Origin of the sequence: Nocardioides carbamazepini (assembly GCF_024614185.1) — a bacterium.
In the GTDB taxonomy this organism is placed as follows: domain Bacteria; phylum Actinomycetota; class Actinomycetes; order Propionibacteriales; family Nocardioidaceae; genus Nocardioides; species Nocardioides carbamazepini.
Map to the genome: position 1 here is coordinate 875,867 of NZ_JAHTLF010000018.1, position 23,778 is coordinate 899,644.

General features: G+C 67.6%; 18 protein-coding genes and 2 tRNA genes. 4 read left to right on the forward strand and 16 right to left on the reverse strand.

What is annotated here, in order from left to right; genetic code table 11:
* From dcm to recF, 13 genes are all read right to left on the reverse strand, one after another.
* Window positions 1-1,917, reverse strand: coding sequence for a DNA (cytosine-5-)-methyltransferase (dcm, locus tag KVF89_RS23005; protein ID WP_257428886.1), 1,917 nt, complete (start codon window positions 1,915-1,917; stop codon window positions 1-3).
* Between the two features lie 204 nt (window positions 1,918-2,121).
* On the reverse strand, window positions 2,122-4,161 hold the full coding sequence (locus KVF89_RS23010) for an AIPR family protein (protein WP_257428887.1): 2,040 nt from the start codon (window positions 4,159-4,161) through the stop codon (window positions 2,122-2,124).
* A complete protein-coding gene (locus KVF89_RS23015) occupies window positions 4,158-5,153 on the reverse strand; it encodes a PD-(D/E)XK motif protein (protein WP_257428888.1) in 996 nt (331 codons plus the stop codon). The genes KVF89_RS23010 and KVF89_RS23015 overlap by 4 nt, the downstream gene beginning before the upstream one ends.
* Window positions 5,146-7,956: a Z1 domain-containing protein gene (locus tag KVF89_RS23020; RefSeq protein WP_257428889.1), complete on the reverse strand. Its 2,811-nt coding sequence runs from the start codon at window positions 7,954-7,956 to the stop codon at window positions 5,146-5,148. The genes KVF89_RS23015 and KVF89_RS23020 overlap by 8 nt, the downstream gene beginning before the upstream one ends.
* Window positions 7,953-9,431, reverse strand: coding sequence for an ATP-binding protein (locus KVF89_RS23025; RefSeq protein ID WP_257428890.1), 1,479 nt, complete (start codon window positions 9,429-9,431; stop codon window positions 7,953-7,955). Before KVF89_RS23025 ends, KVF89_RS23020 begins: the two co-directional genes overlap by 4 nt.
* Before the next feature lie 381 nt (window positions 9,432-9,812).
* A tRNA-Ala gene (locus tag KVF89_RS23030) sits at window positions 9,813-9,888 on the reverse strand.
* A 59-nt stretch (window positions 9,889-9,947) separates the two neighbouring features.
* A complete protein-coding gene (locus KVF89_RS23035) occupies window positions 9,948-10,073 on the reverse strand; it encodes a DLW-39 family protein (protein WP_257428891.1) in 126 nt (41 codons plus the stop codon).
* A 56-nt stretch (window positions 10,074-10,129) separates the two neighbouring features.
* Window positions 10,130-10,203: transfer RNA gene (locus tag KVF89_RS23040), tRNA-Ile, on the reverse strand.
* A gap of 133 nt (window positions 10,204-10,336) precedes the next feature.
* Complete coding sequence (locus tag KVF89_RS23045; protein ID WP_257428892.1) at window positions 10,337-10,852, reverse strand: DUF3566 domain-containing protein; 516 nt, start codon at window positions 10,850-10,852, stop codon at window positions 10,337-10,339.
* Entirely contained in the window at window positions 10,852-13,464 is a 2,613-nt protein-coding gene (gene gyrA, locus KVF89_RS23050; RefSeq protein WP_372497962.1) for a DNA gyrase subunit A, read from the reverse strand. Before gyrA ends, KVF89_RS23045 begins: the two co-directional genes overlap by 1 nt.
* A 129-nt stretch (window positions 13,465-13,593) precedes the next feature.
* Window positions 13,594-15,705 carry a DNA topoisomerase (ATP-hydrolyzing) subunit B gene (gene gyrB, locus KVF89_RS23055; protein ID WP_372497955.1) on the reverse strand — a complete coding sequence of 704 codons (2,112 nt, stop codon included), beginning with the start codon at window positions 15,703-15,705 and terminating at the stop codon, window positions 13,594-13,596.
* Between the two features lie 316 nt (window positions 15,706-16,021).
* Window positions 16,022-16,633 carry a DciA family protein gene (locus tag KVF89_RS23060; RefSeq protein WP_257428894.1) on the reverse strand — a complete coding sequence of 204 codons (612 nt, stop codon included), beginning with the start codon at window positions 16,631-16,633 and terminating at the stop codon, window positions 16,022-16,024.
* Window positions 16,617-17,747 (reverse strand): DNA replication/repair protein RecF, encoded by a 1,131-nt coding sequence (gene recF / locus KVF89_RS23065; protein ID WP_257428895.1) that lies wholly within the window; start codon window positions 17,745-17,747, stop codon window positions 16,617-16,619. The genes KVF89_RS23060 and recF overlap by 17 nt, the downstream gene beginning before the upstream one ends.
* A 97-nt stretch (window positions 17,748-17,844) precedes the next feature.
* Between recF and KVF89_RS23070 the strand changes: the two genes are divergently transcribed.
* Together KVF89_RS23070 and KVF89_RS23075 are read left to right on the forward strand one after the other, a co-directional pair.
* Window positions 17,845-18,303, forward strand: a complete 459-nt coding sequence (locus KVF89_RS23070) for an NINE protein (protein WP_257428896.1) — start codon at window positions 17,845-17,847, stop codon at window positions 18,301-18,303.
* A 2-nt stretch (window positions 18,304-18,305) separates the two neighbouring features.
* The gene (locus KVF89_RS23075; protein ID WP_257428897.1) at window positions 18,306-18,716 is read left to right on the forward strand and encodes a DUF2752 domain-containing protein; all 411 of its coding nucleotides are present in this window, start codon (window positions 18,306-18,308) and stop codon (window positions 18,714-18,716) included.
* Between the two features lie 76 nt (window positions 18,717-18,792).
* On the opposite strand, the gene gnd is transcribed toward KVF89_RS23075, so the two are convergent.
* The 3 genes from gnd to dnaA all read right to left on the reverse strand — a co-directional run bounded on the left by gnd (window position 18,793) and on the right by dnaA (window position 22,985).
* A complete protein-coding gene (gnd, locus tag KVF89_RS23080) occupies window positions 18,793-19,710 on the reverse strand; it encodes a phosphogluconate dehydrogenase (NAD(+)-dependent, decarboxylating) (RefSeq protein WP_257428898.1) in 918 nt (305 codons plus the stop codon).
* A gap of 48 nt (window positions 19,711-19,758) precedes the next feature.
* The gene (gene dnaN / locus KVF89_RS23085) at window positions 19,759-20,907 is read right to left on the reverse strand and encodes a DNA polymerase III subunit beta (RefSeq protein ID WP_257428900.1); all 1,149 of its coding nucleotides are present in this window, start codon (window positions 20,905-20,907) and stop codon (window positions 19,759-19,761) included.
* 557 nt (window positions 20,908-21,464) lie between these two features.
* Window positions 21,465-22,985: a chromosomal replication initiator protein DnaA gene (dnaA, locus tag KVF89_RS23090; RefSeq protein WP_257429183.1), complete on the reverse strand. Its 1,521-nt coding sequence runs from the start codon at window positions 22,983-22,985 to the stop codon at window positions 21,465-21,467.
* A 508-nt stretch (window positions 22,986-23,493) separates the two neighbouring features.
* Here dnaA and KVF89_RS23095 point away from each other — a divergent pair.
* Both KVF89_RS23095 and rpmH read left to right on the forward strand, forming a co-directional pair.
* Complete coding sequence (locus KVF89_RS23095) at window positions 23,494-23,622, forward strand: hypothetical protein (protein WP_257428901.1); 129 nt, start codon at window positions 23,494-23,496, stop codon at window positions 23,620-23,622.
* A gap of 10 nt (window positions 23,623-23,632) precedes the next feature.
* Window positions 23,633-23,770: a 50S ribosomal protein L34 gene (gene rpmH / locus KVF89_RS23100; protein WP_075018668.1), complete on the forward strand. Its 138-nt coding sequence runs from the start codon at window positions 23,633-23,635 to the stop codon at window positions 23,768-23,770.
* Window positions 23,771-23,778 lie beyond the last annotated feature (8 nt).

Here is a 23,778-nt window from a genome sequence, read left to right on the forward strand (position 1 = left end):
CTACCGGCCGGCGCCGTACCTGCACCACGCTGACAACGGGCACCGGTCACAATCGGGCGCCTTCGGCGTGCATAGCCGCGCACCCAGCTCAATCAGCGCGATCTGCGCCTCGCGACTCTCCTCGTCAAACCCGATGAGGCGTCCCACTGCGATGCGTCCGTCTGAGTTTCGGTTCTTGAGCCACCGCTCCGTCCCTTGGAAGAACCTGCCCGCGACACGAAGCGCCGCCGTGTTGGCGATCACAGGTTCCTCCTCTTCGGGGTCTGCGATCATGGCCAGCTCCACGGCCGAACGGCGCATCAGTCCCCGACCGACCAGTTCGGCCAGGCGCGCGTCGTCCAAGGAGCCGCCCTCGCGGGTAAGTGTCTGTGCCAGCTCCAGCACCGCGGCCGAGGCATCCTCTCGACCCAACCAACCTGAAACCTCTACGAGGGTCTCCGCGTTGGCGATCAGATCTTCCGGAGTGTTCCACACCGACAGGATCGGCCACACGGCTTCGGCCACGGTGGTCGACTCCTCTCCGAGGAGCGCATCACCGAGAACGACGAGCCACCGCGACCGTGAACGCAGCCACGGACTCACCTCTGCTGTCGTCCGACCCCAATTCGCGAGGGCCGATCTCGTCCTCGCGGTCGGGACTGCCAGACGTGCTGCTCCATCCCCCAAAACCTCGGCGACGGCAGCCCCCATCGCCCGGGCCAATCGAGGGGGTACCGCGTTCCCGATCTGTCTGAAGGCCGAGGTAGGACCGCCCGCGAAGCGGAAGTGGTCGGGAAAGGTCTGGATGCGGGCGGCTTCGCGAATGGTCAGGGTGCGGTTCTGCTCAGGATGGATGTACCAGTAGCCGTCCTTGGCGATATGCGCAGTGATCGTCCTTGAGAGGTCGTTCGCGTCCAACCGCTTGTATTTGTCGTCGAAGATGTCGTCGCGGTACCGCTTCAATTCATCAGGCAGCTCTGAATAGCGAGTCTTGGTGTCTAGCTGCTCGAAGGCCACTGCGTCATCGTCGCGGACTCGGCGCGTGACGTGGTCGTACACGCGGTCGCTCTGCGTCATCGGCACCTCGGCTCGCATGTCGCGCTGAAACTCCGTCTGCGGACCTCCATACTTTCGCCAACCCTTGCGAGTGGCCTCGGACATCCATCCCTCTTGGGGGTCGACTTCGGGAAGGTCCCGAATCGCATTGCCGAGCGTGACCTTCTTCGTCGACTCCTCGGGCCAGGTGAAGTCAAGGCCGCCATGGAGCGCCACGAGGATGAGCCGTTGCCTAAACTGGGGAACGCCATAGCGATAGGTGTCAACGACACGTTCTTGGACCGAGTAACCCCAGTCCTCCAGCCGGCGGACGATCGATCGCAGGATGAACATCTCGCGATCCAGCGCCATATCAGGAACGTTCTCCATGATCACCGCACGCGGGCGCGCAGTCCGGACCACCTCTAGGTACGACTGCCAAAGGTCCTTCCGGCGGTCATGTGTTTCACGCACGCCGTGCTGGACTAGGTACCGCATCCTCGACCGCCCAGCTTTGGAGAACGGCTGGCACGGTGGCCCGCCAGCGATGACGTCGATGTTGACGCTCCGCAGGATCCGGCCGACCTCCTCCACGTTCTCCGGATCGCCCAGGTCCCATCCGACGGACATTCCCCCGAAGTGGTGCGCGTGGGTCGCTAGGGCGTCGCGATCAAAGTCAGCGCCGAAGACGACCCGCATGCCTGCGTGCTCCAGTCCGAGACTCATCCCTCCCGCACCAGCGAATAGGTCCGCCGCCAGCAATGGGCGCGGGTTCTCCGCTCGAAGTCGCCGGACCAGGACTCCGAGCGCCACGACGTCGTCGCAGTGATCTGGGTGTGGCGCTAACCGAAGCGCCTGCCCGCGTACGGACCGGGTGGCGTTCGGAGCGGCTTCAGTGGTCATCGTGTGCCGAGTCTACGAAGGCGCGCCGACGTTCGCGTGGTGGCTGGCCGAGTCCAGACCTCCGACTCTGATCGCGGCGATGCACAGCCAGTCGAGAAGGGCATGGAGCGAGTCATCACCTCGGGCGTCCAGGTCTGCGGATTCGGACACGTAGATCGGGAGGCCCTCACCGGGGCGGACGTTGTTCGGGAGTGAGCAGGCGCTCTATCCGGCGAATCCGAGGCGTCGCGCCTCAGCCAGGATCAACGCTCCCTGCACCGCCTGCTTGCGGGAGGGGGTCTTGCCGGCCTTAGCTAGGTTTCCGAGACTGAAGGCGAGGCTGCGTTGCCACGACTGGAGGACGTCGGTCTGCTTCGCCCAAGAGCTGAGCGCCTTCCAGCTCTCACCGGAGATCGAGAGAACGGCTTCGAGGGCCACCCGCTCCTCGTCGCTCAGCTGCTCGCCGATGCTCGCTGTCGACGTGGTCCTCGTGCGCCCAGCGGTCGCGTCCAGCTGAGCCAACAAGGGCTTGGCCGGTTCCCAGGCGAGGTCGAGGATCGCCTTCCAGCAGTCCTCCTTCTTGGCCCACTCGCTGATGTTCCGCGCGCCGGCTGTCGCCAAGAGCGTTGCATGGACCTTCGGAGCTAGGTCCTCGATGGCCGCTGCGAGAGCGGGGGAGAGTTCCTGGCTACGCCAGATCGCGCGCAGATCGATCCGCTGGCCAGTTGCGTTCAGCAGTTTCGCGATCGTGTAGGTGACGGTCTGTGCGCGGTAGCCGCCGAGCTGCTGGGCGGTGGTGAGCTTCTCCGTACTGCGGAAGAGAATCGCCTTCGCGACCAGGTGTTCGAAGTAGGTCTGGTCAGGCTTGAAGGACTTTCCGCGCCTCTCGAGTCGGAGCATGAACTCGCGGAAGTTCTTCTCCGCCCCCCACGAGACCGTCCACGGGAGCTGGTCCCATGTGTTCTCGAACTTCGCGAGATCGGTTTTGGTGAACTTCTGGTTGAGCGGGTGGACGAGCTTGAACTGCTTCTGGCGGGCGGGGGTGCGCTCGCGGGCATGCGCATCGGCGTACTGGCCTCGGGCCCGCTCGTAGAACCAGCGAGTCATGGCCCCGGTTCCGGCCTTGCCTGGGGCCCACACCGTTCGAGAGAGACGCTCGATCTCGACGTGGAACGGGTCGTTCGCGCTGAAATCCGCCATGTTGACCTTGTTCTGGCTGTTTGCGAACTCGCTAATGCGAGGTACGAGATCCATGAGCAGGGTGGGCTCAATGACCGAGATCTTCGCCTGAACGAACAGCCCTGACAGATCGGCATTGTTCTTAACCTTCGCGTAGTGGAGGGAGGCGGTGGTCTGGCCGCCGTTGACGATCTGCAGATCGGAGATCGATGCGATCCCGTGCCCGCCGGCCGGGAGATTGACTACCTGCACGGCTGCGGCGGTCATCGAGATGCCGTTGTTGTAGGCGAGGAATCGACGGGACGCGCCCTTGATCGTCTCCTGGATGCCGCGGTTCACCTTGCCGCGGGACTGGAGGAAGGAGCGGACGTTGAGCTCGAGGAGCCTGGGCCCGTAGATCTCATAAATCCTGGCAATGAAGTCGCCAGGCACCATCATCAGGTAGGCGTCGTAGGCGCCCGGCTCTCCATGTGGACCCAGGCAAGGGATGGGTTCGCCCCAGATGTCAGATACATCTACTGAGATGGGTTCTTGTGCTCGGCCACTGGAGGCGAGCTGATGGATTCGGGTCAGGTCCCACACCGAGCAATGGACGGGTCGCCCGTCGAGCTTGATCGGCCCACCCACTGTGGTGCGGAGCGTGGCGTTCGTGAGCACGACCAGCCGGATCTCCGCGACCTTGTTCCAGACCTCGGCGAGCCGATGGGCCATGTCCCAGCTCGGTGCCGATTCCTCGAGGTTCTTCCAGAGCCCGTCGCGTGCCCGCTCGAGGAATCCGGCCATCCGCTTGAAATGAGTATCGAGCTCGGTCTTGACGAGACCCTGGACGGACAGGTCACCGCGATAGTCGGTGAGGAAAAGCCAGAGCGTGCTCTCGTCCTCGCTAAGGCTGAATGCCGAGGCCCGTGCTCCGGTCGACTGGTATGACGCGACCTGGGCGTCGTCGACCTCTCCAGCCTCGATGAGGACGTCGATCATGTAATGCGTGAACGCCTCGGGCAAGCCCTGTTCGTTGTCCTCTGCCGAGGCGGCGAGGACGATCGCCTGTTGGAGGTCGTGGAGGCAGTCCTCGATCTCTCCACTCACGCGAGCTCCTTCAACATCTCGGCGAGGTCCTCCCAGGGGACCAGAAAGGCCTCAATGGCGCTCCGGTCGACAGCGTAAGTGACGCCGCCGACACCATTGGGGAGCGATGCGGGGGTGATCCGCGGGAACCCCTCAGTCACGCGGAAGGCCTCGCTGGTTCGAACGTCGTACTTCTCCGTCCGGTACTCGGCGAACGAGTCAACCCAGCCGTAGCTGAGGAGCCGATGCTCGAACAGGTCGAGCGCCGGCGGGGACTCGACGAGCGCCTCTCGAACCGTGTTGATCGCATCCAAGAGGGTCGGTCCGCTCCCGTCTTGGCGCTGATCGAGCCGCACGTAGGCGATGAAGAGGCTGTCGACACCGGCGAGGTCGAGCTGCAGCTCGGAACTGATGAGTAATCGGCCCGGCCCAGCGCCGCGGAACGATTTCACCTCTAGCGCCAAGGTAGCGAGTTGGAAGTCCTGGACGGCGGGATCGGGTCCGCACCATGCTGCCACGGCACGGCCCGCTCCCAGGGTTGGAAGGAATACCTCGCTCAGGACGTGCAGTTCGGAGAACAGGCCAGCGGCGAGCTCGAGGCTGAAGTCGTCGCGTTTGGTCGCAAAGAAGTTCTGCCATGAGACCACGCGGTTGAGTACCCGCTTCGCGGCCCCGGCGCCCGGGTCGGCAGACAGGGTGGCCGCGACGTCGTTGGCAACCTCAGCGAACAGGCTCCAGTCGGCACGCGCCATTGACGTCAGCCGGATTCGGACCATGTCGGGTTCCGCGTCCTCGACCTCGACTTTGAGGCCCTTCGAGGAGGGTCGCCGCGGCGGCAGGCCTGTGTGTTCTCCTGCGATCTCCATGATGAGAACCCGCTCCCGCCCGGGTCGAAGCTCGCCGATGAAGACGTCGTGGGCTAGGGAGGGAAGCACCCGCCTACGGATCAAGCCGTCCGGAACTCGGTCATCGGCCAACTCGCGCCACAGGCCCCGATCGAAGGCGTCAGTCATCGAAGTCCTCATCGTCCCAACCGAACTCCTGCTTGAGCGTGACGATATTCACCTGGTACTCGACGGGCTCGGCCCGATCGGAGGCCGGGAAAGATGCGGCGAAGCCGACGAACGGGGTCGTGTCGCCGCCGTCGTATGCCTTCCAGCTCTGCGGGTCCAAGGGATAGAGCAGGAGGAGCCCCTTCGATACGTCACGGAAGTGCCGCTCCCACAGGCCCGAAGGGCGGTCCGGAATTTTGTCTCCTTCCCTGCGTCGGGGGTTCAGCTTCCACGACTCGATAGTCCTCTCCAAGGCCCGATCCCAAGCGTTCGAGTCCTTGGGCAACTCGACGAGCTCGTGACCAGGGCTGACGACGCGACGGACGGTGTAGCGCAGTGGATCGGTGGTCGAGTTGTGGTCTGTTCGCTTGGTCAGGCCGACCGACAAACCTCCGATATCGCGCTCGGATCCACCCCGCACGTCCGCCAAGACGACCGTCCAGTCGCTCAGCTCGCCGTCAGCGACCCGGGCTGAGATGTAGTCGGAGAGGGCCTTGGGCTGTGTCTTGAAGGCCGCCCGGTCGGCGCGGTAAGAGGCGAAGAACGCAAGGATCTGCGCTGCATCCACGCCCCTCCAGACCCGCATGCCTGCCGGGTTGTCGTCCTCCGGGCCGAGGTCGGTAAGCAACGCCTGCAGGGCGGTGGCGTTGGTGGATCGGTCGGCTGCCCGGAAGGTAACGGTCTCGGAGCTTGAGCCGCTGAAGGAGATGCTGATCTTCTGGGCGTTCCGGATCTTGGTGGGTGAACTTACGAGCAGCCCGTCGGGATGTTGCCTGACGCGGAGCCCGAAGTCGGCCGGTGTTCGTCCGACGGCAGCCATCGCCTCGAACTCCCGCTGCAATTCGGCGGACGCTGCAGTGATGCGCTCGTACCAGCCGATAAGGGTGTTCGTGGTGAAGAGGCGGCACAGGTCTAAGTAGCCGGGCCGGTAGCCGAACCAGCGACCCATCTGCATCAGCGTGTCGTACATCTTGCTCGCGCGCAGGTAGTAAGAGACGCAAAGGCCTTCGAGGGTCAGGCCGCGCGAGAGTTTGTCGCCCCCGATGGCGATCACGTTGATCCCGTCGGGATGGTCGACGTACTCCAGGGCATCGGCGGAGGTTCCATTGACAACGTGGATGCGCGTCTTCACCGCTGCTTGGTGCAGTTCCCGCCATAGCTCGTCGAAGCTCGGGGCGGGTCCTACTAGACCTTCAAGGTCCGGAGCGGTCAGCATCGCCTCGGTCGTCGGCAACAAGTCGTCGGTGTACAGCCGCTTGACCTGTTCGGCGAGGATCGGATCATCGCCCTCGCCGTACGCAAGTCGATTCTTGATGTCCCCGAGGTACTCCTCGACTTGGTCAGCCACCTGTCGCTGCATTGCGGTAAATCTCGTGACGTGGACAAGCATCGAGTGGTGCCTCGACTCTTGGCCGCGGAGTCGGCGTACCGCTCCGGCTACGAGGAAGAAGACGATCGCATCCCGCAGGGTGTCGGGCAGGTCGGCGCCGAGTCGATCGCTTGACTTGTGCTTGTCGGGAAGCCACCCGTCGTAGTCTTCGATCGCCCGGACGATGGGGAGCGCCTCCACCTCGTCAATCGCGTTCGCCACGTCCTCCTTCAGACCGAAGACTCGCTCGGGCCCCGTGTACGTGCTTGGCGCGGGCAGGTTGACGATGAAGCTGCGCGGGAAGAGGTCCTCGCCGGCGGCAAGGTGGTCCGAGTCGGGAGCGATGAAGATGTTCGCGAACGGCGTAGCGGTGTAGGCGACGTAGGCGGTCCGGTCAAACGTCTTTAGGAACTGTCGGATGAGGCCATTGATGACTGACGGATCGGTCTCTTCGTCCGCCGCGCCTTGTGCTTTCGTGTTGACCGATGCATGGTCGGCTTCATCGTCGATCACGAGGACAGGCACACCCCGGACCCTGAACTCGCCTGTGTTCGGGTCGCGCTCCTTGGTCAGTTCGGTCGCCCACTTGAAAAGGTTCGTCAGGATCGACTTGTTCTTCTTCACGACTAGGACGATCGGGTCGGCACCTCCGGGCGCTACCCCCATGTTCTGAGCCACGTTGAGCCGGAAGTCGCCATTCTCCCCCGAGGACGTGAAAGAGTTCACGTAAAGCCTGGGCCCGGCAAGCTTCCCGACGCCGATGCGGCTCGAGTCGTCCGCCTGGTTGGCCAAGCGGAAAGCTCGGGTGTCGAACCCGAGTATGCCTTCGTCGATACGGGCCTGGGTCTGGCTGCGAAGACTGTTGTGCACGCCAGCGAGCACGACTATCAACTTGTAGCCGTTGTCGATCGCCTTCGCGATCAGGCCGGTGTAGTTGCCGGTCTTGCCTGACTGGACTTGGCCGGCAACGAGCCCACGGCGGTCCCAAGGGCCTTCGCGTTGCGGCTCCTCCAAGCGACTAAGGATGTCGTCGGTAATCTCGTCGAGTCGACGCACCGCTGCGACCGGCAAACCTTGGTCCTGCCTCAGGTACCGTGCGTAGCGGTCCCAGAACCTCCAGCCGCTCGTGTCAGCGAGTCGCTCATCCAACCACGCCACGTGGTCTGTGTCGTCGGCCAAGGAGTTCCACGAACCTACGTGGACGTTGTAGTCGGCTTCGATGTCGCGTATGAGCTGCTCAGTATCGACGGGGTCGCTTGGCGTCTGGGTACCCACCATCGCGGCCGTGTCCTCGACCCACCCCCTGAGCCGTTCCGTCGTCACGGGTGTCCCGTTGGCGACGGCGAAGTCCAAGCGAGGAACGACCATCTGGCGCACAAGGTCCGAGTTGTTCATGCAAGTTCCTCCCTAAGTGTGGCGATCACCTCGGGATAGTCCGAGAAGGGTTCTGCAGCCGCGATACGGTCGAGCGCCTCGCTGGTCGTCATCCCGTCCCTCACATAGCTCCTGAACGCGAAGTCGACGAGTGGTCTGATCTCGCGCTTCGAGCCGCCGAAGGCTGTGAGCTGGTTGTCGACCGAGTGGGCGATCGAGACGCCGATCATCGACGTCGGAATCGTTTCTTCGATGAAGCGGAGGGCACGCTCGAAGACCTGCTTGTCCGTTCCAAGTGCGTGCCGGACCGCAAGGATCACGGGGTGGTCGCGGTTGACGCGGTAGCGGATTTCGCCATTCCTTCCCTTGTGCTCCTGCCAAGCGAACACAAACGACTGGCTGTTCTGGCGAGCCAAGACCTTGCCCTTGTGGCGGTACACCTCCTCCGCCTTTGATCGTGTCGCACGAGCGATCCGACGGAGTGCTTCCACAAGTTCTCCGGGTGGGCGAGCCGTGGACTTCTTCACGTCGACCTGCCACGCGTGGTCCAGCGAAGACGGAAACTCGACGGCGATTCGGGCCAACTTCGTGTGCTCGTCCTTGGAGAGGCCGAGTCCAAGCCAGTCCCCCTGCACTAGCAGCCGGCCCGAGCGGTAGACGTAGAAACCCTGTTGCTGGTTCCAGCCCTGTAGACCCGCGCCGCGAGCCATCTCCTCGTCGTCGAGTTTGCTTCGGTGGGGGAGAACGTAAGGGGCGACCTTGATGAGCGAACCCTTGTAGGGCAGCTCCTCAGCGTCGAGTTGTTGCGTGGCGGGGTGATGAACCATGAACGGGTCCAAGGAATCGATCTGTTGGCCGTTGACTGAGATCCGAAGACGACCCCGACCGCTGAGGAAGCGGTGGAATGTGGCCTCAAGGTGGCGCTGGACGCGGGCGGTGGCGTCGAGGAACCGCCGGTGGGCCTTGGCGTCATCGGACCCGACGTCGCCAACGAGGCGATCGAGTTTGGACCATGTCACGGTTGTCCCGCCTGTGGTGGGGGGCTGTAGAACGGCGGCGCCGGCTGGTGCCGTGCGGAGCAAGCGCCACTCTCCCGAGGCGGCGACCGTGTCGAGATCCCAGCGGCGGGTGGTGGCGTCGCCTTCTTCAGTCTTCGAGACGACCGTAAGTTCGCGCGCCTGTGAGAAGGACGCAGTCTTCAGGCCGAGGCCAAATCTACCTAGGTCGGAGGCATCCCGGTCCTCGAGAGGGCTGGTACTGCCGGGACGCATCGCGGCCACCAACGCGTTCTCGGACATTCCGCCGCCGTCGTCGGAGACGGTCACGCGAGAGTTCGCGCCGGACCAAGCGAAGTCGACGGCGATCCGCTTCGCCCCGGCCGAGACGCTGTTGTCGACTAGGTCGGCGATCGCAGCTTCGGGGGAGTAACCGAAGGCACGCAGCGATTCGATGAGGGCGTCTGCGCGCGGCTCAGCAATGTCCCAGTCTTGCGCCACTTAGTTGCCCCCTCGCCGTTGGCTCCACGCCAGCTGGATCACGTTGTCCTCGGATCCAAGTTATCGGCTACGCGCGCATGTCGATGGAGATTCTGAAGCCGAAGCGGACTTGGTGCACCGGCGGATCAGGCACGACGGGCGTCAAAGCGAGTCGATCGAGCGGCTCACCAACACGGGGCCGCTCGGCGTATTGCAGGCGGCGGGCTGTCGTGGTTCCGAGGCTCCTCTAGCTCCCACCCCTTACAGGGAGTTATCCGTGGGCGGGGCCCGTGGGGATGAGATCAGCCCACTTTCCCCCACCACTCCCCCTAAAAGCCGATCTCGAAGTCGACCGGATCACTTCAGAAAAGAACAAAACCCCAGGCTGACCTGGGGTTTTGTTGGTGGAGCCTACGAGACTCGAACTCGCAACCCCCTGCTTGCAAAGCAGGTGCGCTACCAATTGCGCCAAGGCCCCGCACGGTCTCGATACGCCCTCGCCCAGCAGCTCGGGCTACTCGACCAGCTTGCGGTGATTCAGTTCTTGGGGAGGGTGTCGGTGGCCTCGGCCCAGAGGGCCTGCTCGGCCTTGCTCTCCTGGAGCTTCTTGCCGGCGATGACGAGGCCGACGACCCCGAAGACCGCGAGAAGAACCTTCTTCATGCTGCTCCTCCTTCGAAGAAGCCCCGGTCCGCGATGTACGCAGCCGGGGCTTTCCGTGGGCCTAAGAGGACTTGAACCTCTGACCCCCACATTATCAGTGTGGTGCTCTAACCGTCTGAGCTATAGGCCCGGGTGGCTCGCTGCTCTGGGTGGAAGCCCCGCGGCAGCAAGCCGAGGACAGACACTACCGGAGCCGGTCTGGCGGGGACAAAACGAGGACCCCTCGTCTCCGATCCGCGCGCCCCGGTCGACGTCCGTCAGGCTCAGTTGTCCTCAGCGAGGGTGATCTCGACGCCGCCGAGGAGGGCAGCCGACATGTTGTAGAGGAACGCGATCAGGGTGGCGGCGGCGGTGATCAGGACGACGTCGATGGCGGCGACCAGCATCGTGAAGCCGAGCACGCGGCTGGTACCGACGTAGTCCTCGATCCGGAAGGACGCGACGTCCTCGCCGCCGATGCCCTCCTTGATCGTGGAGTTGATCGAGTCCCACACGCCGGCGGCGCCGAGGACCTGCCACACCATCGCCACCGACACCACGGTGACGACGGCGAAGGCGATGGAGAGCAGGAACGACGTCTTCATGACCGACCAGGGGTCGATCCTGGTCAGGCGCAGGCGGGCGCGGCGGGGGGCGCGGCCCTTGGCCGGCGCCGGAGCGCCACCGGGTACGCCGCCCGGCCCGGCGGGCGGGACGGGACCGGGCGCCGAGGGCGCGCCGGCGGGGCGGCCTGCGGCGGCACCCGGCCGGATCACGGTGTCCTCGACGCGCTCAGTCATCAGCTCTCACTCTCCCCGTCGGGCTCGTTCGTGCCCCCGGACCCCTCGATTGTGGCATCCGGGGCCTGAACCTGCGATTCCGTCGAGCCCTCGCTCACCGGAGCGGCGCCCTCGGCAGCGCCCTGGGCAACGGCCTCGGCGGCGCCCTCCTCGAGCCCCTCCTCGTCGGCCTCCTTGGCCTCGACGGAGCGGGCCACGACGGCGACGGCGTCGCCCTTCTTCGGGCTGACGAACTTCACGCCCTGGGTGGCGCGGCCGGTGGGGCGGAAGTCGTCGTTGATGGGGCTGCGGACGACCTGGCCGGACTGGGTGATGGAGAGCACCTCGTCGCCGTCGATGACGATGAAGCCGCCGACGAGGGAGCCGCGCTCCTCGTTCTCGAGCTTCATCGCCTTCACGCCGAGACCGCCGCGGCCCTGGATCTTGTACTCGGAGATCCGGGTGCGCTTGGCGAACCCGCCGTCGGTGATGGTGAAGACGTACTGGACGTTCTCGTCGGTCTCCTCGACCGCCGCGTCGGCCGCGCGGATCACGGTCATCGAGAGGACGGCGTCGCCGGCGCGGAACTTCATGCCCGTGACACCCGACGTGGCCCGGCCCATCGGCCGCAGCTGCTCGTCGTCGGCGATGAACCGGATCGACTGGCCCTTGCGGGAGACCAGCAGGATCGAGTCCTCGCTGTTGACCAGCTCGGCGCCGATCAGCTCGTCGTCGTCGTCGCGGAAGTTGATCGCGATGACGCCGGCCTGGCGGGGGCTGTTGTAGTCGCCGAGCCGGGTCTTCTTGACCAGGCCCTTCTTCGTCGCCAGGACGAGGTACGGCGCCTGCTCGTAGTCGCGGATCGCGAGCACTTGGGCGATCGACTCGTCGGGCTGGAACGACAGCAGCCCGGCGACGTGCCCGCCCTTCGCGTCGCGTGAGGCCTCGGGCAGGTTGTAGGCCTTGATCCGGTACACGCGCCCGGCGGTCGTGAAGAACAGCAGCCAGTGGTGGTTGGTCGTGGAGATGAAGTGCTCCACCACGTCGTCGCCGCGCAGCGAGGCGCCGCGCACGCCCTTGCCGCCGCGCTTCTGGGTGCGGTACTGGCTGGCCAGGGTCCGCTTGGCGTAGCCGCCGCGGGTGATCGAGACGACGAGCTCCTCGTCGGGGATCAGGTCCTCCATGGACAGGTCGCCGTCGGCCGCGATGATCTGGGTACGGCGGTCGTTGCCGTACTTCTCCACGATCTCGGCGAGCTCCTCGGCCACGATCCGGCGCTGCCGGGCGACGTTGGCGAGGATGTCCTTGTAGTCGGCGATCTCGAGCTCGATCTCGGCGAGGTTGTCGATGATCTTCTGACGCTGCAGCGCGGCGAGCTGGCGCAGCTGCATGTCGAGGATCGCGGTGGCCTGGATCTCGTCGATGTCGAGCAGCTGGATCAGGCCCTCGCGCGCTTCCGCCACGTCGGGCGAGCGGCGGATGAGCGCGATCACCTCGTCGAGCATGTCGAGCGCCTTGACCAGGCCGCGCAGGATGTGGGCGCGCTTCTCGGCCTCGCGCAGCAGGTACTCGGTGCGGCGCCTGATGACCTCGACCTGGTGCTCCACCCAGTTGCTGATGAACTGGTCGATGCTCAGGGTGCGCGGGACGCCGTCCACGAGGGCCAGCATGTTGGCGCTGAAGTTGGTCTGCAGCTCGGTGTGCTTGAGCAGGTTGTTGAGTACGACGCGGGCGACGGCGTCCCGCTTGAGTACGACGACGAGGCGCTGGCCGGTGCGGTCGGAGGTGTCGTCGCGGACGTCGCTGATGCCCTGGACCTTGCCGGAGTCGGCGAGCTCGGCGATCTTCAGCGCCAGGTTGTCCGGGTTGACCATGTAGGGCAGCTCGGTGATGACCAGGCAGGTGCGGCCGCGGTTGTCCTCGTCGACCTCGATCACCGCACGCTGGGTGATCGAGCCGCGGCCGGTGCGGTACGCCTGCTCGATCCCGGTGTGGCCCACGATGAGCGCGCCATTGGGGAAGTCGGGCCCCTTGATCCGCTCCATGAGCGCGTCCTGCAGCTCCTCGCGGGTGGCGTCGGGGTGCTCGAGCGCCCACTGGGCGCCGGCCGCGACCTCGCGCAGGTTGTGCGGCGGGATGCTGGTGGCCATGCCGACCGCGATGCCGGCCGAGCCGTTGACCAGCAGGTTGGGGAAGCGGGCCGGGAGGACGACCGGCTCCTCCGAGCGACCGTCGTAGTTGGGCTGGAAGTCGACGGTGTCCTTCTCGATGTCGCGGACCATCTCCATGGCCAGCGGCGCCATCCGGCACTCGGTGTACCGCATCGCCGCCGCCGAGTCGTTGCCCGGCGAGCCGAAGTTGCCCTGCCCCTGCACCAGCGGCGCGCGCATCACCCAGGGCTGGGCGAGGCGGACCAGGGTGTCGTAGATCGCGGTGTCGCCGTGCGGGTGGTACTGACCCATGACGTCGCCGACGACGCGGGAGCACTTGGAGAAGCCGCGATCGGGGCGGTACCCGCCGTCGTACATGGCGTAGAGGACGCGTCGGTGCACGGGCTTGAGGCCGTCGCGTACGTCGGGCAGGGCCCGGCCGACGATGACGGCCATGGCGTAGTCGATGTACGCGCGCTGCATCGAGGTCTGCAGCTCGATCGGCTCGACCCGGCCGCCGCCCGTCCCGTCGCCGCCGAGGTTGCTCTGGGTCTCAGTCACGATTGCTCTTTCTGATCTGCTCTACGGATATCTAAGAGATGCGCTAGATACTCAGATATCGAGGAAGCGGACGTCCTTGGCGTTGCGCTGGATGAAGGAGCGGCGCTGCTCGACGTCCTCCCCCATCAGGATGGAGAAGATCTCGTCGGCCTGGGCCGCGTCGTCCAGGGTCACCTGCAGCATCAGCCGCTGGCTCGGGTCCATCGTGGTCTCCCACAGCTCCTTGGCGTTCATCTCGCCGAGACCCTTGTAGCGCTGGACCGGGTTCTCCTTGGGCAGCTTCTTGCCCTGCTCGAGGCCGTCGCGCATCAGCGCGTCGCGCTCGGCGTCGGAGTACACGAACTCGTGCTCGTGCGGCTTGTTCCAGCGCAGCCGGTAGAGCGGGGGCTGGGCCATGTAGACGTAGCCGTGCTCGATGAGCGGCTTCATGAACCGGAACAGCAGCGTCAGCAGCAGGGTGTTGATGTGGTGGCCGTCCACGTCGGCGTCGGCCATCAGCACCACCTTGTGGTAGCGCAGCTTGGCCTCGTCGAACTCCTCGTGGATGCCGGTGCCGAGGGCGGAGATGATCGACTGCACCTCCTGGTTGCCCAGGACCTTGTCGATGCGGGCCTTCTCGACGTTGAGGATCTTGCCGCGGATCGGGAGGATCGCCTGGATCCGCGGGTCGCGGCCCTGCCGGGCCGAGCCGCCGGCGGAGTCGCCCTCGACGATGAAGACCTCGCACTCCTCCGGGTTGGTCGACTGGCAGTCGGAGAGCTTGCCCGGCAGGCTGCCGCCGCCCAGCAGTCCCTTGCGGCCGCGGGCCAGGTCGCGGGCCTTGCGGGCCGCGATCCGGGCGGTCGCCGCCGCCTGCGCCTTGCGGATGATCTCCTTGCCCTCGCCGGGGTTCTCCTCCAGCCAGGCGCCGAGCCGGTCGTTGACGACCGACTGCACGAAGCCCTTGGCCTCGGTGTTGCCGAGCTTGGCCTTGGTCTGGCCCTCGAACTGCGGGTTGGAGATCTTCAGGCTGATGATCGCGGTGAGACCCTCGCGGATGTCGTCACCGGTCAGCCGGTCCTCCTTCTTCTTGATCAGGCCCCACTCCTCGCCCCACCGGTTGACCAGCGTGGTCAGCGCCGAGCGGAAGCCCTCCTCGTGGGTGCCGCCCTCGGGGGTGTTGATCGTGTTGGCGAAGGTGTGCACCGACTCGTTGTAGGACGAGGCCTGCCACTGCATCGCGATCTCGAGGCTCATCGGGTTCGGTACGCCGTCGCCGGTGTCGGCCTCGGCCGCGATGATCGAGCTGATCGTCGTCTTGCGGCGGTTGAGGAAGTCGACGTAGTCGGCCAGGCCGCGCTCGTACTGGAAGACCTGCTCCAGCGCCCTGTGCCCGTCGACGTCGGCCGCGTGGATCTCGGTCGCGGCAGCAGCCACTCCCTCGACGTCACCCGTCCCGTCCTCGACGGCGTCGGCCAGCTCCTCGGCCTTGGGCCGGGCGTCGAGCAGCTCGATGCGCAGGCCCTTGTTGAGGAAGGCCATCTCGCGGAAGCGGGTGGAGATGGTCTCCAGGGTGTAGTCGGTGGTCTCGAAGATGTCCGGCGAGGCCCACCAGGTGACGGTCGTGCCGGTCCCCTCCCCCTCCTCGAGGGGGCGGACCTGGCGCAGCGGGTAGTCGGGCACGCCGAGGGAGAACTCCTGCTCCCACAGGTAGCCGCGGTTCTTCACCTGCAGGTGGAGCCGGTCGGACAGCGCGTTGACGACCGACGAGCCGACACCGTGCAGGCCGCCGGAGACCTTGTAGCCGCCGCCGCCGAACTTGCCGCCGGCGTGCAGCACGGTCAGCGCGAGGGTCGCCGCGGGCACCTCCTGGCCGGGGGCGGTGTCGGTCGGGATGCCCCGCCCGTTGTCGACGACGCTGACCGAGCCGTCGGGGTTGAGGCACACCTTGATGGTGTCGCAGTAGCCGGCGAGCGCCTCGTCCACGGAGTTGTCGACGATCTCCCAGATCAGGTGGTGCAGGCCCCGCTCACCCGTGGAGCCGATGTACATGCCGGGCCGCTTGCGCACCGCCTCGAGACCCTCGAGGACCTGGATCGCGGAGGCGTCGTACTCCGGGAGCACGTCGGGTGTCTTCGCGGGAAGCTCGGACACGACCTCGGGGGCCTGGTCGTCAGTGGACACGCGCTACCTCATTCACTTGGTCGTTCGCGGACGCCCTGGCCCGACAGCTGTCGAAGGCATGGCGAAGGCCGAGTCGTGCGTCCCGAGACGCGTTCCCGGCCGATAACCCATTCTAGCCGCCTGGGGGCCTCAGGACACGCCTGATGGCACCGTCCTGGGGACAAGGGCGGGTGAAATAGGTCCCCAGACGGCTCAGAAACGGCGATGGGAGCGCCGCGGAGGGGGTCGGATGAGTCCCCGTACGTCGTGAGGGGCTCCGTCGCCCCGACCGGCAACGTGTCGCCTGCGCCGCTCTCGGCCCCCGGCGGAGCCGCGCTCAGCCGTAGGTGTCGCGGGGCCCGCGGCTGCCCGGCGCCTTGCGCCGGCCGTGCTTCCAGCTCGGTGCGTGCGGCCCGAGCACCTCCACCACGATGACCGTCCCGTGGCCCAGCTCCTCGTTGAGCCGCTTGACCACCGTCGCCGCCAGGAGCTTGAGCTGGGTGGCCCACGCGGACGAGTCGGTGCGCACCACGAGCGTGCCGTCGGTGAGCGACTCCGGCGTGCTGTGCGCGCCGATCTCCGGACCCACGATCTCGGCCCAGCGACCGAACACGCCGCGCACCCGCAGGTCCAGCGCCCAGCCGCGGTCGCTGATCAGCCGGCCCAGCTCGGAGGTGAGCGCCTGGGGGTCGCGGCCGTCGGGGTAGGCGCCGCTCAGCTGGGGCTCCCCCCGGCCGCCGCCCCGGCGCCGGAAGGCCTTGCGCTTGGCGGCGTCGGAGGTGGTACGCGGGAGGCGGCGTGCGGGCGTCGTACTCGACCCGGCGGTGCCGAGCATCTGCGAGCGCGCGAGGTCGAGGCCGTCGGCGCGGTGCTCCTCGGGCGGCTCGGCCCCCGGACCCCCGGACTCGTCAGGCTCCCCGGCCCCCGGACCCTCAGGCAGGTCGGCCACGGGTCACCTCCCCGGCCGCGACGTGGAAGGTGACGCCGGACAGCTCGGCCGGCACGTCGTCGACGACCGCCGCGGTCACCAGGACCTGCTCGGCGCCCGCGACCAGCGCCGCCAGCTGGACCCTGCGCTCGGAGTCGAGCTCCGCGAACACGTCGTCGAGGATCAGGATCGGGTCGTCGCCGTCGGCCCGCAGCAGGTCGTACGACGCCAGCCGCAGCGCGAGCGCGAACGACCACGACTCCCCGTGGCTGGCGTAGCCGCGCACCGGCAGCCGCTCGTCGTCGCCCGGCCCGAGCGTGAGCAGGAGGTCGTCGCGATGCGGCCCGACGAGGGTCACCCCACGGCCGATCTCGTCGGACTGGCGGCGCTCCAGCTCGGCGCGGAAGGCCTCGGGGGTCGGCTCGGGCACCGTCGGCTGGTACTCGATCCGGGCGTCGTCGCGGGACGCGCCGCGGGCGACGGCCTCATAGGCCTTGCCGACGTACGGCGCCAGGTCGGCGCTCAGGGCGAGGCGGGCGGCGAGCAGCTCGGTGCCCGTGGCGACCAGGTGGTCGTCCCACACCGCCAGCGTCGCGAGCGCCGCCTCGCGACTGGAGCCGCGGGCGGCGTACAGGGTCTTGAGCAGGGTGTTGCGCTGCTTGAGCACCCGCTCGTGGTCGGCGATCAGCCCGGAGTAGCGCGGGGTGCGCAGCACGAGCAGGTCGTCGAGGAAACGACGCCGGCCGCCGGGGTCGCCCTTGACGAGGGCCAGGTCCTCGGGGCTGAACACGACCGTGCGGACGATGCCGGCCAGGTCGCGGGTGCGCGAGAGCGGTGAGCGGTTGATCCGCGCGCGGTTGGCCCGGCCCGGGTTGAGCTCGACCTCCAGCACGGCGGTGCGGCCCTCGCGGACCACGGCGGCGCGGACGATCGCCTGCTCGGTGCCGGCGCGGATCAGCGGGGCGTCGGTGGCGACCCGGTGCGAGGACAGCCGGGACAGGTAGTCGACCGCCTCGACGAGGTTGGTCTTGCCCTGACCGTTGCGTCCGACGAAGGCGGTGACCCCGGGCTCGAGCTCGACGTCGACGTCGGCGTAGGACCGGAAGTCGTGCAGGCTCAGCCGCGCGACGTGCACTCCACCCACCTCCTCCGACGCGTCCTCACGACGATTGTCCCCCGGCAGCGTCCCCGGAGTGGTTCACGAGCCGCGGGAAAACCCTAGGGTGGCCAGCATGACGCAACCACCCACCCCGCCGTACGGCGCGCCCGACCCCAACCAGCCCCAGCCCGGTGCCGGCTACAACCAGCCCGGCTACGGAGCTCCGACGGCCGGACCGTTCTACATCAGCTACCTCGGCCAGGAGCAGGGCCCGGTCGACTTCGGGACGCTCGCCCAGATGGCGGTCAACGGTCAGCTCAAGGCCGACACCGCCGTCCGCTCCGGGCAGAGCCAGCAGTACGTCCTCGCCAAGGACGTCCCCGGCCTGTTCTCCGACAAGGAGTGGGTGATGACGCTGATCTTCACCTGGCTCCTCGGCAGCCTCGGCATCGACCGCTTCTACCTCGGCTACACCGGACTCGGCATCGCCAAGCTGCTGACCTGCGGCGGCCTGGGCATCTGGTCGCTCATCGACGCGATCCTGGTGACGCTGCGCAAGATCCCGGACGCCCAGGGCCGACCGCTGCGCTGACCATGTCCGACACCCGTGCGCCGGCGACCCGGCGGCCGCAGACCACCGAGGTGGTCGTGGCCGTCGGCGTCGCCGCGCTGGGCGTGAGTCTCTTCCTCTCCCCCGACCACATCGAGGACGGGCCGGTCATCTGCCCCGTCCGCCGGCTGACCGGGCTGCCCTGCCCCGGCTGCGGCCTGACCCGGTCGTGGGTTTACCTCGCCCACGGCTGGTGGCGCGAGTCCTTCCTCGCCCACCCCTTCGGCCCGCTGTTCGCGACCGTCGTCGTGGCGCTCGGCGTCGCGGTCGTCCTGGCGCGGGTACGCCGCACCGCGCCACCCTCGCTCGACCGGATCGTCAAGCACCCGGTCGCGGTGGTCGTGCTCGGGGCCTGGCTGGGGTTCGCCCTGGTCCGCGCTGTGCTCGCGGCCTGATCCGGTTCCCCACGCAACTACCGGAATTGTCGTCGCGAGGCGCTATCAGCGACGAATCCGGTAGGTGGGCCGTGGCTCAGGCGTCGGGGTTGGCCTCGCCGCCCGGAGGCGGCTCGGTGTGGACGGCGTGCCCGCCGAACTGGTTGCGCATCGCCGCGATCGCCTTCATCGCCGGACTGTCGTCCTGGCGCGAGGAGAAGCGGGCGAACAGCGAGGACGCGATGACGTGCATCGGTACGGCGTTGTCGATCGCGGCCTGCACGGTCCACCGGCCCTCGCCGGAGTCGTCGGCGTAGCCCCGCAGCTGCTCGAGGTGCTCGTCGTCGGTGATCGCCTCGGTCAGCAGGTCGAGCAGCCAGGACCGGATCACCGTGCCGTGCCGCCAGGAGTCGAAGATCGCCGGCACGTTCTCGACGATGTCGACCTTCTCGAGCAGCTCCCAGCCCTCGGCGTAGGCCTGCATCATGGCGTACTCGATGCCATTGTGGACCATCTTGGCGAAGTGACCGGCGCCCGGTGTGGGGCCCGCGTGGACGGCGCCGCCCTCCTCAGGCTTGAGCGCGTCGAAGGCCGGCTGGACCTTCGCGATGTCGTCGGTGGACCCGCCGTACATCAGGGCGTAGCCGTTCTCCAGGCCCCAGACGCCGCCGGAGACACCGCAGTCGACGAAGCCGATGCCCTTCTCGGCGAGCGAGGCGGCGTTGAGGGCGTCGTCGGTGTACTTGGAGTTGCCGCCGTCGACGACCAGGTCGCCCTCGCCCAGCAGCTCCTTGAGCTCCGCGATCGTCGAGCGGGTGGGGTCGCCGGCGGGCACCATCACCCACACGACCTTGGGCGCCCCGGCCTTCTCGAGCTCCTCGACCATGGCCGCGAGGCTCGCGACGTCGGCGAGGTCCGGGTTGAAGTCGTAGCCGACCACGGTATGACCGGCATTGCGCAGCCGGGTGCGCATGTTGCCGCCCATCTTGCCGAGTCCGACGAGTCCGATGTGCATCACGCATCTCCCTCTGGATCGCTGGCTGGAAGGGTCGGCCGCGTTACCTCAGCTGAGCAGGCGACGCGGCATCAGCAGGTAGCGGAAGGAGCCGCCCTCGGCGTCCCCCGCACTCTCGGCCGTCGTGCCGCTGATGACGACCGGCTTGGACGCCTGGGTGAAGGCGAGCTCGACGACCGCCTCGTCGATCGCGCCGAGGCCGTCGAGCAGGAAGGCCGGGTTGAAGCCGGTGACCAGGTCCTCGCCGTCGATCTCGGCGGCCACCGACTCCGAGGCCTGGGCGTCGTCGCCGGAGCCGGCGTCGAGGATCAGCGCGCCGTCGCGGAAGCTCAGCTGGACCGCGGTGTTGCGGTCGGCGACGAGCGAGACGCGCTTGACCGACTCGATCAGCTCCTGCCGGTCGATCTTGGCGACGGTCAGCTTCTCCGACGGGAACAGGCTGCGGACCTTGGGGAACTCGCCGTCGAGCAGTCGCGTCGTCGTCCGGCGTACGCCGCCGGGGCCGGTGCCCTCGAAGCCGATGATGCCCTCACCCGAGCCGGTCGTCGACAGCGCGATGGTGACCTCGGGGCCGGCGGTCAGGGACTTGGCCGTGTCGCCGAGCACCTTGGCCGGGACCAGCGCTGCCAGGGTCGCGTCGGGCGTGCCGGGGTTCCAGGCGAGCTCGCGCTGCGAGAGGCGGAACCGGTCGGTCGCCAGGAGCGCGATCGTGGCTCCCTCGATCTCGAGGCGGACACCGGTGAGCACCGGGAGCATGTCGTCGCGACCGGCGGCGGTGACCGCCTGGGCCACGGCGTGGGCGAAGGCCTCGCTCGGGACGGTGCCGGTCGCGGCCGGCATGTCGGGCATCGTCGGGTAGTCCTCGACCGGCAGGGTCTGCAGGGAGAACCGCGAGGAGCCGCAGGTCAGCGAGACCCGGGCCCCGTCGAGCATCAGGTCGACCGGCTTGTTGGGCAGGCTGCGGCAGATGTCGGCGAGCAGGCGGCCGCTGACTAGGGCCCGGCCCTCGTCGCTCACCTCGGCGTTGAGAGTCGCCCGCGCGGAGGTCTCGTAGTCGAACGTCGAGAGCACCAGCCCGTCGTCGCCCGCCTCGATGAGGAGTCCCGCCAGCACGGGCGCGCTGGGCCGGACGGGCAGGCTGCGCGCAGCCCAGGCGACGGCGTCGGCGAGGACGTCGCGGTCGACACGGAACTTCACGTCGTCGTACCTCTCACGTGGTGGGTGGGAGTTGCATCCTGCCACGTCGCCCCTGGGCGCGGCACGGGTGTGGGCAGCGCGGCAGCGCGGCGGCCGGGGACGACACCGCGCGGAGGTCGGCCGAGGGTCGGAAGGCACGGCCGGCCGTGCTGGGTCCGCGGGGTGTCCGCGGCCAGGAGGACAGGCCGTGATCCACAGATCGAGGGCCCGGTGGAGTTCCGACGATGGAGATCCGCATGTAGTCAGGGAGTGGTCATAGCGCCGGTGGAAACTGTGGAGAACCGGTGTCTGCGCAGGTCAGCGCCGCAATAGCCGGTGGATGACGGCTGTGGACGAACGGGCGAACCACAAGGGACCGTGTGGAGCACGGCCGCGGCGTGGAGGGCCGCGTACGTGCCTCCACGGAATCCTCCCCGTGTAGTTCGCACAGTTTCACCGGACTTCTCCACAGGCGCGGCAGCGTGGCGCACGGCGGCGAAGCCGCATCGCCGACAAGCGTGGGCCGAGCGAAGCGAGCGCCCGCGCGCCGTCGTCGATCTGCGACACGCTCGCGCCCATCAAGACTGCCGGGCCTGCATCTTCACGCGGTTGGTGAGCTCGCTGACCTGGTTGAAGACGGCGCGACGCTCGCCGAGGAGCTGGTTGATCTTCCGCTCGGCGTACATGACCGTCGTGTGGTCGCGGTTGCCGAACTGGGCACCGATCTTGGGCAGGGACAGGCCGGTGAGCTCGCGGCACAGGTACATCGCGATCTGCCGGGCCATGACCAGGTGCCGGCCGCGGCTGGGACCGGTGAGCTCGTCGATGGAGAGCCCGAAGTACGCCGCGGTCTGGGCGATGATCAGCGACGCGGTGATCTCCGGCTCGCCACCTTCGGGGATCAGGTCCTTGAGCACGATCTCGGCGAGGGTCATGTCGACGTCCTGCCGGTTGAGGTTCGCGAAGGCAGTCACCCGGATGAGCGCGCCCTCCAGCTCGCGGATGTTGGTCTGGATCTTGGAGGCGATGAACTCGAGCACGTCGGAGGGCGCGGTGAGCCGGTCCATCGCGGCCTTCTTGCGCAGGATCGCGATCCTGGTCTCGAGGTCGGGCGGCTGCACGTCGGTGATCAGGCCCCACTCGAACCGGTTGCGGAGCCGGTCCTCCAGCGCCTCCAGCCGCTTGGGCGGGCGGTCGGAGGTGAGCACGATCTGCTTGTTGGCGTTGTGCAGCGTGTTGAAGGTGTGGAAGAACTCCTCCTGGGTCTGGGTCTTGCCCTCCAGGAACTGGATGTCGTCGATGAGGAGCACGTCGATGTCGCGGTACTTCCGCTTGAACCGGTCCTGCCGGTCGTCGCGGATCGCGTTGATGAACTCGTTGGTGAACTCCTCGCTGGAGACGTAGCGCACCTTGGAGCCGGCGTAGATCGTGCGGACGTAGTGGCCGATCGCGTGCAGCAGGTGGGTCTTGCCGAGGCCGGACTCGCCGTAGACCAGGAGCGGGTTGTAGCTGCGGCCGGGGGCCTCGCTCACCGCGACCGCGGCGGCGTGGGGGAACCGGTTGGACGAGCCGATGACGAAGGTCTCGAAGGTGTACTTCGGGTTGAGCCGTGACTCGCCGGTGCGGGTGGCCGAGGGGCCGGCCTGGTTCGCGCCCAGGTCCTGACCGCCCAGGGGCGCCATCGGCGCATCGACAAGTGGATTTGTCGACATGGCGACTTGTCGATCCGCGAGGGTGTCGGCGGGAGCGGGGTCCTCGCGTGGCCGGTCGAAGTCCGGGGCCGCCTTGAAGGTGTCGTAGGAGCCGGCGGACTCGTAGGCGGGGCCGTCGTCGTACGACGAGGAGGTCGACTGGTGGCCCAGCTCGGCGCGCAGGGAGGCGTCGACGGTCACCGCGAGCTGGACGTCGTGGCCGAACCGGTCGCTCAGCGCGTCCTCGAGCTCGCCGCGCAGGCGGCCCTCGAGGCGCTTGCGGGTGAAGTCGTCGGGAACGGCGACGATCGCGGTGGTCCCGTGCAGGGTCACCGGGCTGCTGGCCTGCAGCCAGGCGCGCTGGTGGGTCTGCAGGTCACCGACGACCAGCGCCCACTCGTGGACCAGGCGCGCCGTCGCCGGGTCGACGGGAGGGGTGTCCGGGGCGGGGCTGCCGGTGGCACCGGGGGTGCTCGTCTCGTCCTGGGGCTGATCCGGGTTGCCGGTCACGCCACTCCCTCTCGCTGGTCGGGTCCGAGGAGCCGTGACGGATCCGCTGCCGGCACTGGCTCCACAGGTTTGTCCACAGGTTGTGAACTCTTGCATCATCGCGGTGACGATGCCGAACCGAGGCCTGTCCGATCACCCATGGATTGACTGTTTGCGCAGGTCAGAGCGACGTTCCCGAGAAGGAACGGGCCATGCGCGACGCAGGTCGACCACGGGGTCGGCACCGGCGGGGAATCCCGGATCCATCGAACCTAACCGCCCGGGTGCCTAGGGATCAACCCGCTATCCACAGGTTTTGATCTCCCGCCCGGCGGGGTCCGGACCGACCCCGGATGTCGCGCCGGTTTGACCCCTGATCCGGCGTCCGCGTACCGTTGATTGGTCAACCGGTGTCGACCGGTGCCGCATGTCCACGACGCCCCGGTCACTCACCGGTCCTCGTGGCTGCGCGGTGCCGGCCGACGTGCTGTGCGGAGTCCTGATCGGACTGCGTTCCCGGCTGCCGGAGACCCTTCCCGACATCTGCATCATCTGAGAGGCCGATCGTGAGCAAGCGGACGTACCAGCCCAATAACCGTCGTCGCCACAAGGTGCACGGTTTCCGACTGCGGATGCGCACCCGCGCCGGTCGCGCCATCCTGGCGAACCGTCGCCGGAAGGGCCGCTCGAGCCTGTCCGTCTGAGGACGGAC